Source organism: Caulobacter sp. 602-2, assembly GCF_011043625.1.
Classification (GTDB): Bacteria; Pseudomonadota; Alphaproteobacteria; order Caulobacterales; family Caulobacteraceae; genus Caulobacter.
In genome coordinates, this window is sequence record NZ_JAAKGT010000020.1 from 32,915 (window position 1) to 47,248 (window position 14,334).

13 protein-coding genes are annotated in these 14,334 nt (G+C 69.0%); 4 read left to right on the forward strand and 9 right to left on the reverse strand.

The annotated features are described in order from the left end of the window. Position 1 precedes the first annotated feature (1 nt). The 4 genes from G5B46_RS23615 to G5B46_RS23630 are packed head-to-tail and all read right to left on the reverse strand — an operon-like array spanning position 2 to position 4,506. The gene (locus tag G5B46_RS23615) at positions 2-1,825 is read right to left on the reverse strand and encodes a M14 family metallopeptidase (RefSeq protein ID WP_165263046.1); all 1,824 of its coding nucleotides are present in this window, start codon (positions 1,823-1,825) and stop codon (positions 2-4) included. A gap of 40 nt (positions 1,826-1,865) precedes the next feature. After that, entirely contained in the window at positions 1,866-2,477 is a 612-nt protein-coding gene (locus tag G5B46_RS23620; RefSeq protein ID WP_165263048.1) for a hypothetical protein, read from the reverse strand. 28 nt (positions 2,478-2,505) lie between these two features. Continuing rightward, on the reverse strand, positions 2,506-2,952 hold the full coding sequence (locus tag G5B46_RS23625) for a hypothetical protein (RefSeq protein WP_165263050.1): 447 nt from the start codon (positions 2,950-2,952) through the stop codon (positions 2,506-2,508). A gap of 18 nt (positions 2,953-2,970) precedes the next feature. Further along, positions 2,971-4,506 (reverse strand): UbiD family decarboxylase, encoded by a 1,536-nt coding sequence (locus G5B46_RS23630; protein ID WP_165263052.1) that lies wholly within the window; start codon positions 4,504-4,506, stop codon positions 2,971-2,973. 154 nt (positions 4,507-4,660) lie between these two features. Between G5B46_RS23630 and G5B46_RS23635 the strand changes: the two genes are divergently transcribed. Then, complete coding sequence (locus tag G5B46_RS23635; protein WP_165263054.1) at positions 4,661-6,523, forward strand: DUF4153 domain-containing protein; 1,863 nt, start codon at positions 4,661-4,663, stop codon at positions 6,521-6,523. On the opposite strand, the gene G5B46_RS23640 is transcribed toward G5B46_RS23635, so the two are convergent. The 4 genes from G5B46_RS23640 to G5B46_RS23655 form a co-directional block, all read right to left on the reverse strand. Further along, complete coding sequence (locus G5B46_RS23640) at positions 6,520-8,313, reverse strand: ABC transporter ATP-binding protein (RefSeq protein WP_165263056.1); 1,794 nt, start codon at positions 8,311-8,313, stop codon at positions 6,520-6,522. The two genes, G5B46_RS23635 and G5B46_RS23640, sit on opposite strands and share 4 nt — an antisense overlap. Before the next feature lie 358 nt (positions 8,314-8,671). Continuing rightward, on the reverse strand, positions 8,672-9,025 hold the full coding sequence (locus tag G5B46_RS23645) for a VOC family protein (protein WP_165263058.1): 354 nt from the start codon (positions 9,023-9,025) through the stop codon (positions 8,672-8,674). Positions 9,026-9,068: 43 nt separating this feature from the next. Continuing rightward, positions 9,069-9,728: a methyltransferase gene (locus G5B46_RS23650; RefSeq protein ID WP_165263060.1), complete on the reverse strand. Its 660-nt coding sequence runs from the start codon at positions 9,726-9,728 to the stop codon at positions 9,069-9,071. 141 nt (positions 9,729-9,869) lie between these two features. After that, entirely contained in the window at positions 9,870-10,820 is a 951-nt protein-coding gene (locus G5B46_RS23655; protein WP_165263078.1) for a fatty acid desaturase family protein, read from the reverse strand. 74 nt (positions 10,821-10,894) lie between these two features. On the opposite strand from G5B46_RS23655, the gene G5B46_RS23660 reads away from it, so the two are divergent. After that, a complete protein-coding gene (locus G5B46_RS23660; RefSeq protein WP_165263062.1) occupies positions 10,895-11,236 on the forward strand; it encodes a hypothetical protein in 342 nt (113 codons plus the stop codon). A gap of 113 nt (positions 11,237-11,349) precedes the next feature. On the opposite strand, the gene ubiA is transcribed toward G5B46_RS23660, so the two are convergent. Continuing rightward, complete coding sequence (gene ubiA, locus G5B46_RS23665; protein ID WP_165263064.1) at positions 11,350-12,276, reverse strand: 4-hydroxybenzoate octaprenyltransferase; 927 nt, start codon at positions 12,274-12,276, stop codon at positions 11,350-11,352. Positions 12,277-12,453: 177 nt separating this feature from the next. Here ubiA and G5B46_RS23670 point away from each other — a divergent pair, with 177 nt between their 5' ends. Beyond that, the gene (locus tag G5B46_RS23670) at positions 12,454-13,914 is read left to right on the forward strand and encodes a catalase (RefSeq protein ID WP_165263066.1); all 1,461 of its coding nucleotides are present in this window, start codon (positions 12,454-12,456) and stop codon (positions 13,912-13,914) included. Positions 13,915-13,996: 82 nt separating this feature from the next. After that, complete coding sequence (locus G5B46_RS23675) at positions 13,997-14,254, forward strand: hypothetical protein (protein ID WP_165263068.1); 258 nt, start codon at positions 13,997-13,999, stop codon at positions 14,252-14,254. Positions 14,255-14,334: the final 80 nt, after the last annotated feature.

Sequence of the window (14,334 nt, forward strand, 5' to 3'; positions counted from 1 at the left end):
GCTAGTTCTCCCGAGCGATCGGATAGAGCAGGTGGCGGTCGTCGTAGAAGGGCGTGCGCTTGTAGAACCAGGCCAGGCGCGCGTCGGGATCGGCGGCGAACTTGGGCTCGGCGGCAAGCTTGGCCTCGAACTGCGCCTTCAGCGCCGGATCGGCGGCCATCATCTTCTCGGCCAGCGGCGCGATGGCGTAGGGCTCGATATACTCCACGCGGCTCAGCACCTCGGGGACCATGCCCCAGGCGAAGACGCTTTCGCTCGACTGCGGCTCAAGCAGCAGCACGACCAGATCGCCCAGCGGCTGGTCGGTCGACACCCGCACCGAGCCCTTGGGGAAGGTCCAGTCGCGCTTCTGCGTCGTCACCTGCTCGACGCTCATCTGCACGTGGCCCTCGTTGGCGCGCGGGGCGAGCTTGGGCTCGACCAGGCGCAGCATCTCGACGGCGACGCTCCGGGGCGCGTCCAGGGTCTCGACCTTCACCCCGTGCAGCTTCAGCCGCTCGATGATGTCGGCGCGATAGCTGGGCACCCAGTAGGCCTTCGGACGGGCCAGCTGCAACGTCGGGTGCGAGCCGTAGAACGGCAGCTGCCAGAGCTCGGGGTCGGGCTGCCCCAGCCAGCGGATCTCGGTCTTGCCCGAGGCGACGCTGTCGTAGGTCTCGTAACGGATGCCCTTGAAGGCCCGGGTGACCGTCGGTTTGTCGTCGGCGACGAAATTGGCCGGGATGGTCGCCGGGCGCAGGGCGCTGTCGGCGGCGACGGCGGTGCGCAAGGACCCGCCCTGTTCCGCCAGCAGCTTCATCGCCGTCTCGATGAACACGTAGGTGCCGAGCACCCGCTGGGCGTGGGGTTTCAGGCTATGGTTCTCGATCAGGATGGTCGGCACGTGGGCGGCGCTGCCCCAGCCGTTGGAGAACCGCTCGCCGAGGCCCCCGTCCGACAGGCCGGCCTTGGGGTTGCGCTCGTCGATGCCGAAAACGAGTTCGCCCGGGATGTGGCCCTCGGCCTCCAGGCTCTTGTTCATCGCCGGCTTGAAGGCGTCGTCCAGCCACTTGGCCGTGGCCGGCGAGCGCGACCAGACGCCGTCCTCGCCGTTGTAGCCGTAGGTGACGTCGTACTGGTAATCCATGCCGTCGGTGACGTGGACGTCGACGTAAAGGTCGGCGTGATACTTGGCCTGAAGCCGCTTCAGCGCCTGCATCTCGGGCTGGTCGAGCTTCATGAAGTCGCGGTTGAGGTTCTGGTTGGTGGCGGTGTTGCGCCAGCCCTGGATGCGCGGCCCGCGCTGGTTGGGGCGCGAATAGGGGCCAGAGCGCTCGTGGCCGTCGACCGACAGGATCGGGATCAGGACGAGGTTGACCTTGTCGAGCAGGCCGTCCTTCCCGTGGAAAGCCATGTCGCGCAGCAGCATCATGCCCGCGTCCTTGCCGTCGATCTCGCCCGGGTGGATGCCGCACTGGACGAGCAGCAGCGGCTTCTTCGGGTCCAGCTTGTCGCCGTCCTTGCTGGCGACGACGGCGAAGATCGGCCGGCCTTCGGGCGAGACGCCGAAGTCCTCGACGCGCACCAGCTTGCTGGCCTTGTCCAGCTTGTCGAACCAGGCCCGGGTGTCGACGTAGTTGGGCGAGAAGTCGTGTTCGGGATCGGCCTCGAACGCGGTGACCCACGGATCGGACGCGTCGCGGATCAGCGCCTGGCTGGCGCCTTGCCAGTGCGGGGCCGGGGGCAGGAAGGCCTGGTCCCAGGGGGCTTTGGCGGCGGGGGTCTGGGCCATGGCGGGCGTTCCCAATGCAAGCAGGGCGAGGGTGAGCAGAGCGGTCGAGCGCATGGTCCTGTCGTCGCGCCTCCTCGCGCGGAAGGCAAGGGGACTAGCCGCCGATCAGCGACCAGCCGCCCTTGTCGATCAGCGCCTTGGCCGAGCCGAAGATCTGCCAGGCCTGATAGGCCACCAGGATCGCCAGGGCGCCGGTCACCACCAGCCGCTTGCGGTTCAGGGCGGCCAGCAGCGTCAGGCCCATGAACATCGGCGTGCCGATCCAGAAGGCCGGGCCCAGGCGCAGCCGCGTGATCTCGCCGTTCAGGTTCACCAGGCCCAGGAACAGGGCGACGATCAGCATGTTGGCGCCCATGACGCTGAGCAGCACCAGGCGCTTGCGGGTCCAGAAGTGGTCGTCCAGGTCCTCGCCCGGCTTCAGCTCGCGCGGGAACACCTGGGTGGCGGCGACATAGAAGGTGCTGGCCACCACCAGGCCCAGGATCAGCAGGGCGTAGTTGTAGGGCGCGGGGCGGAAGATAACCCAGGCCTGGTTCCAGAAGCTGGCGATGTCGATGGCCACGAACAGCGCCAGCAGCGGGGTCAGATAGCCGAACCGCACGTTACGCCGCTCGTGCAGCAGCCGCGCGAACCCGCCCACCAGCTCGGCCACCGAAAAGCCGAGCAGCAGGCCGTAGAAGCTGAAGAAGAACTCGAATGGGTCCACGAAATCCCCCGATTTCAGATGTTGGTGTTCACTGCGCCTTCGGCTCGCCGGTCCCGCCGCTTGAGGCGATGAAGGCGTCCAGGGCGCGCGAGATGTCCTTATGGAAGCGCGGGTAGTCGAAGGCCTTCGGCAGGCGCGCAGGACGGTCGGCCAGGCGCGCCTTCAGCCGTATCGCGAACACGCGCGCCACCTCCAGTCCCGTCATCTCGACGATCTCCTCCGAGGAGAACCCGACCGACACGCTCAGAAAGCGAAGGTCCGTGCCGGCAAACCGGCCGACCATGTCGAACGGCTTCCGATGAGGTGCGTTTCCGGCTTCGTCAGGCTCCATGGCCACCAGCACCGCACAGAAGGCGGCGAGGCCGCCATAGTCGGCGCCGAGCGCGGGTTGCAGCGCGTCTTCAAGCAGTGGGATCGCGAAGAGCGTTTGATCCTTGGCGTCGTACCAGGCCTTCGATGTCAGGTTGATGAGCAAGGCGGGTCGTTCCTAGGATTACTTGCCCTTCCAGATCGGCTTGCCCTCGCCCGGCAGACCCAGGCGCGACCACTTCTCGCTGACCGCGTCGATCACCGACTGGTCCATGCGGATCTCCTCGCCCCACTCGCGATTGGTCTCGGGCTCCCACTTGTCGGTGGCGTCGAGGCCGATCTTCGAACCAAGGCCGCTGACGGGCGAGGCGAAGTCGAGATAGTCGATGGGCGTGTGCTCGATCACCGTGATGTCCCGCGCGGGGTCCATCTTGGTGCTGATCGCCCACATCACGTCCTTCCAGTCGCGGGCGTTGATGTCGTGGTCCACGACGATCACCCACTTGGTGTACATGAACTGGCGCAGGTAGCTCCAGACGCCCAGCATCACCCGCTTGGCGTGGCCCGGATAGGCCTTCTTCATCGACACCACGGCGATGCGGTAGCTGCAGCCCTCGGGCGGCAGCCAGAAGTCGACGATCTCGGGGAACTGCTGGCGGATCAGCGGGATGAACACCTCGTTCAGCGCCTCGCCGAGCACGCTGGGCTCGTCCGGCGGACGGCCGGTGAAGGTGGTCAGGTAGATCGGGTCCTTGCGCATGGTGATCGCCGTCACCTGGAAGACCGGGAACTTCTCGACGCTGTTGTAGTAGCCGGTGTGGTCGCCGTAGGGGCCCTCGTCCTCGTACTCGTCGAGCAGGACATGGCCCTCCAGCACGATCTCGGCCTGGGCCGGGACCATCAGCGGCACGGTCTTGCACGGCACGAGGTCGAGCTTGGCGCCGCGCATCAGGCCGGCGAACTGGTATTCGCTCAAGGTGTCGGGCACCGGCGTCACGGCGGCCAGGATCGTGCCGGGATCGGCCCCCAGCACGACGGCGCAGGGCAGGGGCTCCTTCTTGCCGGCCTTCTTGTGGCGGGCGTAGTGCTGGGCCCCGCCGCGGTGCGCCAGCCAGCGCATGATCGCCTTGTCCTTGCCCAGCACCTGCATGCGGTAGATGCCGAGGTTGAAGTCGTCCTCGCGGTCGTCGCTGGGGCCCTTGGTGACCACCAGGCCCCAGGTGATCAGCGGCGCCGGCTCGCCCGGCCAGCAGGTCTGCACAGGCAGCTTGGAAAGGTCGATCTGGTCGCCGGTCAGGACGACCTCCTGCACCGGCGCCTTCTTGACCGTGCCCGGACGCATCGACAGCACCGTCTTGGCCAGCGGCAGCATGTCGATGGCGTCCTTCAGGCCCTTGGGCGGCTGGGGCTGGCGCAGGAAGGCCAACAGCTCGCCCACCTCGCGCAGCTCGCCGGCGGTCGTGCGCGGCTCGCCGCCCAGCGTCACGCCCATGGCCACACGCTTGACCGTCCCGAACAGGTTGGCCAGGGCCGGCATTGGCGAACGCGAGCCATCGGGCAGCAGCACGTGCTCGAACAGCACCGCCGGGCCGCCGGTCGCCAAGAGGCGGGTCTGGATCTCGGTCATCTCCAGCACGGACGAGACCGGCTCCTTGACCCGCACCAGCTCGCCCTGGGCCTCCAGCACGTCGATGAATTCGCGAAGCGAGCGGTAGGCCATGGGTGCGGAAACTCCTGGAACGCGGCGGAACCTAGGGGTGGGCGTGCGTCGGGGCAAGGCGTGGAGAGGGGCGAAGCGGCAAGCTTCGCCCTAGTCGCGCCTTCATGGGTGTGCTCCCTTGCCAGCGCCTTTCAGAGTTGAGTGAAAAGACGCCATGACCGAGCCCGCGCCCGAGACCGTCGACCTCAAGGCCCAGCGCCGCGTCGCGGGCCTTCGCCTGGTCACCGGCCTGGTCCAGGGCCTGCTGCTGTTCGGGCTGGTCCATGCGGCCGACCATCGGTTGTGGCCGGCGACCAGTCCGGTGCTGTTCATGGCCCTGGCGGCGGGCGTGTTCTTCACGCCGTTCGTGGTGCTGGCGGGGCTGTCGACCATGCGCCTTGGCCGGCTGGCGATCTGGAAGCTGGTCGCCTTCGCGGTCGCCGCGGGCCTGACCGGCGACGCCGCCAACGCGGCCAGGCTGCAGTACTCGTCCGAGGGCATGTGGCCGAACGGCGTGGTGGTCTATGCCGTGGCGGCCCTGCTGTTCATCGGCCACCACCTTGTGCAGCCGGCCGAGATGGAGCGGCGGCCGATCGCCCGCTTCACCACCTATTTCGACGAGACCTGGAAGCACGGGGTGCAGCTGGCGCTGTCGATCCTGTTCACCGGCGCCTTCTGGCTGCTGCTGGTGCTGGCCTCGGCGCTGTTCTCGATGATCGGCGTCGACGCGATCAAGAAACTGATCGAGCGGGCCTGGTTCGGCTTTCCGGCCACGGCGGTGATGTTCGCCGCCGCCGTGCAGCTGACCGACGTGCGGGCCGGGCTGGTGCGCGGGGTGCGGACGGTGTCGCTGACCCTGCTGGCCTGGCTGTTGCCGCTGATGGCGCTGATCGCCGCCGGCTTCCTGGCGACCCTGCCGTTCCAGGGCCTGGCGCTGCTGTGGGCGACCAAGAAGGCCGCGGCCCTGCTGCTGACGGCGGCCGCCGCCCTGATCGTGCTGACCAACGCCGCCTATCAGGACGGGACCGAGCAGCCGCCGAAGGTGCTGGCCTGGGCCGCGCGGATCGCCGGCCTGCTGCTGGCGCCGATCACCATACTGGCCGCCTACGCCATCTGGCTGCGGGTGGACCAATACGGCTTCACGCCCGACCGGGTGTATGGCGGCGCCTGCGTGATCGTCGCGGCGGGCTACGCCGTCGGCTATGCGATCGCGGCTCTCAAGCCCGGCGCCTGGATGAAGCCGCTGGAGGCGACCAACATCGCCATGGCCTTCGTCGCCATCGCCGTGCTGCTGGCGCTGTTCACGCCGCTCGCCGATCCCGCGCGGCTGTCGGTGAACAGCCAGGTGGCGCGCCTGGAGGCCGGCAAGGTCAAGCCCGAGGCGTTCGACTTCGAGTTCCTGCGTCTCCGCTCCGGGCAGCGCGGCGTGAAGGCGATCGAGGCGCTGGAGAAGCACGCCGATCCGGCCATTGCCCGGGCGGCCAGGGCCGCGCCAAAGACGTGGCAGGAGGCCGCCGATCGGCGCGCAGCCGCCCGCGAAAACCCCATCTTCGCCAACGCCAACAAGGCCGCTCTGAAGAAGATTCAGATGCTGCCCGCCGGCCAGGTCCTGCCCGCCGATTTCGCGGCCCAGTTCACGGCGGTCGGCGCGCCGCTGTTGTCCGGCTGCAGCCTGGGCTCGGACTCCTGGTGCATCGGCACGCTCGTTCAGGTCGATGGCGCGGGCGATCCCGAGCTGCTGATGTCGAGCGGCTACGACATCGTCATCCATCGGCGCGACGAGACTGGACGGTGGCGGGAGTACGGCCAGGTGAGCCTGTCCAGTTGCCCGACCTACAACATCCGCGACGTCTTCGCGGCCGGACAGCTCAAACCTCTGCCGTCGTCGCTGCCGGACCTCGAGATCGCCGGCCAGCGCCACCACATGACGCTGGGCCAGACAGGCTGCGAGCGCAGGGAGCCGCCGGAGGCCAAGCTGGCGCCGCCGCCGGGAAAGCCGCGGGGCAAGTCGGTCAACCTGCTGGCGGTGACGCCTTAAGCGCCCTCGCTGACCGCATTCAGCCGGGCATAGACCCCGCCGGCCGCCTTGAGGTCGGCGTGGCGGCCCTCCTCGACGACCCGGCCGTTCTGGAACACCAGGATGCGGTCGGCGCCGCGCACCGTCGACAGCCGGTGGGCGATGACGATCGTCGTGCGGCCCTGCATCAGGGCCTCGGCGGCCTCCTGCACCAAGGCCTCGGTCTCGACGTCGAGCGACGAGGTGGCCTCGTCCAGAACCAGGATCGGGGCGTCGGTGAGGAAGGCGCGGGCGATGGCCACGCGCTGGCGTTCGCCGCCCGACAGCTTGATGCCGCGCTCGCCGACCAGGGTGTCGTAGCCGTGCGGCAGCTTCAGGATGAAGTCGTGGGCGCGGGCCTTCCTGGCCGCCTCCACCACCTGGTCGAAGGTGGCGTCTGGGCGGCCATAGGCGATGTTGTCGAGCAGGGAGCGGTGGAACAGGGCCGGGTCCTGCGGCACCACGGCGATGGCGCGGCGCAAGGATCCTTGGATCACGCGCGCGACGTCCTGGCCGTCGATCAGGATCCGCCCGCCCTGCAGGTCGTGCAGCCGCTGGATCAGCTTGACGAAGGTCGACTTGCCCGAGCCCGTCGGACCGACCAGGGCCACCTTCTCGCCCGGCGCGATCTCCAGCGAGAAGCGGTCGTACAGCGGCGCGCCGGCGTTGCGATAGGCGAAGGTCACGCCCTGGAAGGCGATCTGGCCGGGGCCGGGAACGAAGTCGGGCGCGCCCGCCTGGTCGGCGATCTGCGGCGCCAGCGTGGCCCAGGCGGCGGCGTCCTCGCTGTCGTCCAGGCCCTTCTGCAGCATGCGGATGTTCTCGCCCATGTTGCGCAGATAGCCGCTCATCAAGAGGAAGGCGGTGATGGCGAAGGCGACGTCGCCCGGCCCTGCCTTGCCCTGCAGCCAGCTCCACACCATCGCCCCCGACAGGCCCGCCTGCAGCAGCACCAGCAAGAGGTTCTGGCCCAGCCACACGTCGGTGAAGCGGTTCCAGGTGACCATCACCGCATCGCGCCAGGCGGCGGTGACCTGGGCCAGGCGCTCGGTCTCGCGAGCCTCGGCGCCGAAGGCCTTGACGGTGGGGTTGGAGGTGACGGCGTCGGCCAGGGCCCCGCCGATGGCGGAATCCAGGGCGTTGGACTTCAGGTTCGACGGGCGGACATAACGCTCGGTGACCCACAGGTTCACCGCTAGGTACAGCACCACCACGACCAGCGAGATGGCGCCGGCCAGCGGCTGGCGCACCAGCATCATCACCGACAGGCCGATCAGCACGATCAGGCTGGGCGCCAGCCAGATGGTGAAGGCGTCGGTGACGCTGTCATAGCCCCACATGGCGCGGGTCAGCTTGCGCACCGTCGCGCCGGCGAAGCTGTCGGCGTGCCAGTCGGACGAGAAGGCCTGCACGCGGGAGAAGCCCTCGTTGGTCATCTCCTCCATGTTGCGCGCGGCCAGCGGAATCCAGAACCGATGGGCGACGTTGCGGATCAGCGAGAAGGCCAGGTAGACGCCGACGAAGGCGGCCCATGCCCCCCAGGCCTGGCCCTTCTGTCCGGCGGCGACCACGTCGATCAACTTGCCCGAGGCCCAGGGCAGGGCCAGGTCGAAGGCCACGGCGATCAGGGTCAGGGTGACGCCGGCGGCGAAGATCGCTTTGCGGCGCAGCCAGAACCGCGCCAGGAAGCCCAGCACCTGCACGTTGGACAGCGCCCGGCGCCTGCCCCCGTTGTCGTCCCCCTGGTCGTCCGTGTCGTCGAAATCGCTCATGGGCGGCTAGATAGGCCTGTTGGCGGGGATAAGGAACGACCTGCCGACGGCCTGCTGCCAGGTTTCGGCCTCGGCGAAGGGATCTAGCTCCTCCCCCGTGTGCGGGGGAGGGGGACCGCGAAGCGGTGGAGGCGGCGAGACGGGGCTCGGCGCGTGCGGTCGCCCCCTCCGTCACGGCGCTGATCGCGCCGCGCCACCTCTCCTGCTTCTCGGGTGAGGAGCGGGGAGGGGATCGAACTCTACGAAAGCTGAAAACGGCCCCCCTCCGGCCCTCCGGGCCACCTCCCCCAGAGGGGGAGGATTTATAGCGCCGAGATGCTCCCCCTCTGGGGGAGCTGTCGCGAAGCGACTGAGGGGGTCACTCGAAGCCGGTCGCGCTCCAGACGGCCAGTTCGTTGCCGGCCGGGTCGATGAAGTGGAAGCGGCGGCCGCCGGGGAACTCGAAGATCGGCTTCACGATCACGCCGCCGGCGGCGACGACCTTGGCCTCCATGGCTTCCAGGTCGTGGGCGTAGAGGATGACCAGCGGCTTGGCCGGCTCTTCGGTGATGTCGCCCACGAAGCCGCCATCGGCGCCCTGGCCCTCGAAGGCGGTGTAGCCGGGGCCGTAGTCGGTGAAGCTCCAGCCGAAGGCGGCCGCGTAGAAGGCCTTGGTCGCCGGCAGCTCGCCGCCCGCCCACTCGATGTAGTCGATCTTGCCGTCTTCGCGCATGGGCGTATCCCTCAGAATGTTCTTATTATGTTCTAATCGGCGCTCAGGGCAGAGTCCAGACGCTGGTGCGCTTGATCGCCAGGTCTTCCAGTTCGCGGGTGGTGGGCACCTGGTACTCGGCCAGCTTTTCCAGGCCGTCCTTGGGGAAATAGGTGCGGCCAGGATCGCCGATCAGCACGCTGGCCCCGGCCGCGCGCCCCTGCGCCAGCCAGGCCATGACCGCCTGGGCCATCGGCCCCTCGTAGCAGATGTCGCCGGCCAGCAGCACGTCGGCCGGCGGCGGCGGGGCGTCGAGCAGGTTGGCGTCGGTGAAGGCGATCTCGACGCCGTTGGCCGCCGCGTTCAGCCCGACGGCCGCCTCGCAGAAGACGTCGATGTCGGCGGCCAGCACGCTTTTCGCGCCCGCCTTCATCGCCGCGACGGCGACGATGCCCGAGCCGGTGGCGAAGTCGATCACGGTCTTGCCGCGCACGATCTCGGGATGGTCCAGCACGTAGCGCGCCAGGGCCTGGCCGCCGGCCCAGGCGAAGGCCCAGAACGGCGGCGGCAGGCCGATCTCTTCCAGCGCTTCCTCGGTCAGCTTCCACAGCGGCGTGATCTCGTCGGCCAGATGCAGCACCAGCTCGGGCGCGTGCGGCGTCGGCAGCAGGCGGGTGTTGTCGGCGATGAAGGCCCGGCGGCCTTCCAGGGTCTGGACGATCATGGGGCGGGTTATAACCGCTTTGCCGCGCGCGAGACCCCCTCAGTCGGCTTTGCCGACAGCTCCCCCAGAGGGGGAGCATCTTGCGCGGCGCTGTTAGATCCTCCCCCTCTGGGGGAGGTGGCCCGGAGGGCCGGAGGGGGCTTAGGCCGCCACCTTCCCCGACGCCGCCTTCAGAACGGCCAGATAGCCCGGCGCGGTCAACATCCCTTCGGTCAGGCCCTTTTCCCGCAGCAGTCGGTGCGCGCGGGGCAGGTTCCAGCACGGCACGTGCATGAACAGGTGGTGCTCGGCGTGGAAATTGACGTGGTAGGGCGCCACCAGGGCCCGCTCGAGCCAGTTGGCGCGGGTGGTGCGGGCGTGGCGGAAGGGGTTCGGCTCGTCCTTGGCCACCAGGGCGTGCTCGGCGATGTTGCGCAGGCGGGTGACCAGCGGGAACCAGGTGGCCATCGGGACCAACCACAGCGCCAGCCACGCCCACCACAGGCCCGCGGCGCTGAGCGCGACCAGCATGGCCAGGTTGATCAAAAGGAACCGCTTCTGGCCGGCCGCCGCGCGGGCGAAGATCGCGCCCGGGGCCTGGCCGTGCTGGCGCTTCTTCAGGCCCGCGATGATCGGTCCCAGCCGCTGCTTGAAGAAGGTCTGCCCCGTCAGGTCGCGGATGATCTTGCGGCGCAGCGAGGCCCGGGTGGTCGGGAACGGCGCCGACAGCACCAGGTCCGGGTCCTCGGCCTGCTGGGCGAACTTGTGGTGGGTCAGGTGATAGGGGCGGTAGGTGTTCAGCGAGGCGCCCAGCGGGGCCGCGCACAGCCACTCGCCCAGCCAGTCGTTGACCTTGAGATTGGGGTGCAGGCCGCCGTGCGCGGCCTCGTGCATCAGGATCGCCAGACCCAGTTGGCGCGCACCGATCAGCATCACCGCGACGATATAGGTCAGCGGGTTGGGCCAGATCACGAAGAGGGCGCCGGCCGCCAGGATCACGCCCCAGGCGTGGGCGATCATGGCGATCCCGCGCCAGGACGAACGCGCCGACAGGCGGGCCCAGTCCTCGGGCGCGAACAGCTCCTGGGGCTTGATGCGAGCGGCGACGGCCATGGAACGGATCATCGCACATTCAGGTTCAGCCCGACAGAATGCCGTTAGGTCAGGCCCGTTTCCGGAGGATTTTCATGCGCTTGTTCGTCGCCGTCGCCCTTGTCTCGCTCGGGCTCGCCGGGGCCGCGCACGCCGCCAGCTTCGACTGCGCAAAGGCCCGGCGGGCCGACGAGCGGGCGATCTGCGCGGACCGCGGGCTGGACAACAAGGACGTGCGGATGAGCGTGCTCTACGACATCAACAAGCGCACCATGGGCATGGGCGCGCGCGGCGCGCTGATGGACGGCCAGCAGGCCTGGCTGAACGATCGCGCGACCTGCAAGGCCAATCGCGCCTGCCTGAACAGGGCCTATGACCGCCGGTTGGGCGAGCTTGAGCGGTCGATGGAGCGGATCTATCGGGCGGGGCCGTTTTGAGATCCTGCGTCCTTCGAGGCCCGCTGAGCGGGCGCCTCAGGATGAGGAAATCAGTGCAAGGCGATCCTCATCCTGAGGTGCGAGCCGTAGGCGAGCCTCGAAGGACGCACTGACTAGAACCCCGCCGGGGTCCACAGGCCCGCCACCAGGGCCAGCACCAGGATCGCGCCGGCCTGGGCGTTGGACTTGAAGATCTTCAGCGCGCCGGGACCGTCGTCGACGCGCACGGCCACGGCCTGGCGCGACAGGTGCAGGCCGAAAAGGCCCAGCAGCGGCAGGAACAGCGGCCCCAGGCCTCCGACCCAGGCGGCGGCCAGCGCCAGCGCGAAGGCCAGGACGTAGAAGATCGCCACCCCCTCGCGGACCTTGGAGCCGAGGCGGCGGGTCGACGACTTCACCCCGGCCAGGGCGTCGTCCTCGATGTCCTGGATCGCGTAGATCGTGTCGTAGCCCAGGGTCCAGAAGATGCCCGAGGCGTAGAGCAGGGCGGCCGACCAGCTCAGCGAGTGGGTCGCGGCGGCGTAGCCCAGCAGGGCGCCCCAGTTGAAGGTCAGGCCCAGCCACGCCTGCGGCCACCAGGTGATGCGCTTCATGAACGGATAGCCGGCCACCAGCACCAGCGAGGCCACTCCGAGTCCAATGGCCACCCAGCCCAGGCAGATCAGGATCAGGAAGCTGGTCAGGCTGCAGCCGACCAGGAACAGCCAGGCCTGCTTGACGGTGATCAGGCCGGCGGGGATCGGGCGCAGGGCCGTGCGGGCCACCTGGGCGTCGAAGTCGCGGTCGACGATGTCGTTGAAGGCGCAGCCGGCCGCCCGCATCAGCGCCGCTCCGACGAAGAAGGCGATCAGCAGCCAGGGATTGGGCAACTGGCCCTTCTCGGCCGCGGCCAGGGCGATGCCCTGCCAGCCGGGCAGCATTAGCAGCCAGATGCCGGCCGGGCGGTCGAAGCGTCCGAGCTTGAGCCAGGGGCGCAAGCGCTCGGGAGCGTAGCGGTCGACCCAGTTGGCGGCGGCGGCGTCGGGCAGGATGGCGGTCATGCGGCTTGGCTTAAACCGCCGCGCCCGCCGGGTCGAGCCGATGCGTCCTTCCAAGAACCACGTGATCGCCCGCGCTATGGTTCGATAAATTTCTCCGATCTTACGGAGAAAAACGATCAATTGGATTTATCGAACGCCGCCCGCGACAGTGGCGCTACGGAATTCGACGAGGGCGACATGACCAAGACCATCCTGACCACCACGGCCGGCGCGCCCGTCGCGGACAACCAGAACAGCCTGTCGGCCGGTCCGCGTGGCCCGCTGCTGATGCAGGACTACCAGCTGATCGAGAAGCTGGCCCACCAGAACCGCGAACGCATCCCCGAGCGCGTGGTCCACGCCAAGGGCTCGGCGGCCTACGGCACGCTGACCATCACCCACGACATCAGCCGCTACACCAAGGCCAAGGCCCTGCAGCCGGGCGCGCAGTCCGAAGTGCTGCTGCGCTTTTCGACCGTGGCCGGCGAGCGCGGCGCGGCCGACGCCGAGCGCGACGTGCGCGGCTTCGCCCTGAAGGTCTATACCGAGGAGGGCAACTGGGACCTGGTGGGCAACAACACCCCGGTGTTCTTCATCCGCGACCCGCTGAAGTTCCCCGACTTCATCCGCACCCAGAAGCGCCACCCGGTGTCGAACCTGCGCTCGCCGACGGCGATGTGGGACTTCTGGAGCCTGAGCCCCGAGAGCCTGCACCAAGTGACGATCCTGTTCTCGGATCGCGGCCTGCCGCAGGGCTATCGCCACATGCACGGCTTCGGCAGCCACACCTACAGCTTCATCAACGCCGCCAATGAGCGGGTGTGGGTGAAGTTCCACTTCAAGTCCCAGCAGGGGATCCGCACCTGGACCAACGATGAGGGCAATGCGGTGATCGCGGGCGACCGCGAGAGCGCCCAGCGCGACCTGTTCGAGGCCATCGAGGGCGGCGACTACCCGCGCTGGACCCTGAAGGTACAGATCATGACGGAGGCCCAGGCCCGCGAGACGGCCTTCGATCCGTTCGACCTGACCAAGGTGTGGCCGCATGCCGACTTCCCGTTGATCGAGGTCGGCGTGCTGGAGCTGAACCGCAACCCGGACAACTATTTCGCCGAGGTCGAGCAGAGCTCGTTCTCGCCGTCGAACATCGTGCCCGGGATCGGCTTCTCGCCGGACAAGGTGCTGCAGGGCCGCCTGTTCGCCTATGCCGACGCGCACCGCTACCGGGTGGGCACGCACTATGAGGCGCTGCCGGTCAATCGTCCGCGCTGCCCGGTGAACCACTACCACGCCGACGGCGCCATGCGCTTCGACGCGCCGAAGCGGACGGAGGCCTGGTACGAGCCCAGCAGCTTCGGCGGACCGGTGCAGGAGCCGTCGGTCGCCGAGCCGCCGCTGCCCCTGTACGGCGACGCCGACCGCTTCGATCACCGGGTCGGCAATGACGACTACGCCCAGCCGGGCGCGCTGTTCCGGCTGATGAGCCCGGCCCAGCAGGCGGCGCTGTTCGACAACATCGCCGGCGCCATGCAGGGCGTGCCCGAGGCGATCGTGCGTCGCCAGCTGGTCCACTTCCACCGCGCCGACCCGGCCTACGCCGCGGGCGTCGCTTCCAGACTGGGGATCGCGTTCGACGCGGCCCCCATCGCCGCCGAGTAAACGCTCGCTCGGCGGCCCGAGGAGGACCGCCACCCGCCCAGCCCCCGGCGGTCCTCCTCCTCCCCATGAAAGGAGAAGTCCGATGACCCGTCCCGACCGCACCGCCAATCGTTTCGCCGGCTGGAGCCTGCTGGCCCTGGGCGCCGCCGCCGGCGTCGTCCTGCCCCATCCGACCACCACGGCCCTGTGGTCGGCCTCGGCCCGGGCCTTCCGCCGGGCCGGCGACGAGGCGATGGTCTCGCGCCTGCTGTCGGCGACCAAGTTCGGCCCGCGGATCCGCCGCGGGCTGAAGCGGCCGACGGCGGGGATGCTGTATTATGGAAGGGCGGGCCTGGCTTGAGCTGCGCGGGCCCCCTCAGTCGGCTTCGCCGACAGCTCCCCCAGAGGGGGAGCATCTTGGCGCCTTAGATCCTCCCCCTT

What these genes read in the sequence shown, in the direction of transcription:
- G5B46_RS23615 (WP_165263046.1), bottom strand. Translation starts at nt 1,825, where the DNA reads ATGCGCTCGACCGCTCTGCTCACCCTCGCCCTGCTTGCATTGGGAACG.
- G5B46_RS23630 (WP_165263052.1), bottom strand. Translation starts at nt 4,506, where the DNA reads ATGGCCTACCGCTCGCTTCGCGAATTCATCGACGTGCTGGAGGCCCAG.
- G5B46_RS23635 (WP_165263054.1), top strand. Translation starts at nt 4,661, where the DNA reads ATGACCGAGCCCGCGCCCGAGACCGTCGACCTCAAGGCCCAGCGCCGC.
- G5B46_RS23640 (WP_165263056.1), bottom strand. Translation starts at nt 8,313, where the DNA reads ATGAGCGATTTCGACGACACGGACGACCAGGGGGACGACAACGGGGGC.
- G5B46_RS23645 (WP_165263058.1), bottom strand. Translation starts at nt 9,025, where the DNA reads ATGCGCGAAGACGGCAAGATCGACTACATCGAGTGGGCGGGCGGCGAG.
- G5B46_RS23650 (WP_165263060.1), bottom strand. Translation starts at nt 9,728, where the DNA reads ATGATCGTCCAGACCCTGGAAGGCCGCCGGGCCTTCATCGCCGACAAC.
- G5B46_RS23655 (WP_165263078.1), bottom strand. Translation starts at nt 10,820, where the DNA reads ATGGCCGTCGCCGCTCGCATCAAGCCCCAGGAGCTGTTCGCGCCCGAG.
- G5B46_RS23660 (WP_165263062.1), top strand. Translation starts at nt 10,895, where the DNA reads ATGCGCTTGTTCGTCGCCGTCGCCCTTGTCTCGCTCGGGCTCGCCGGG.
- ubiA (WP_165263064.1), bottom strand. Translation starts at nt 12,276, where the DNA reads ATGACCGCCATCCTGCCCGACGCCGCCGCCGCCAACTGGGTCGACCGC.
- G5B46_RS23670 (WP_165263066.1), top strand. Translation starts at nt 12,454, where the DNA reads ATGACCAAGACCATCCTGACCACCACGGCCGGCGCGCCCGTCGCGGAC.
- G5B46_RS23675 (WP_165263068.1), top strand. Translation starts at nt 13,997, where the DNA reads ATGACCCGTCCCGACCGCACCGCCAATCGTTTCGCCGGCTGGAGCCTG.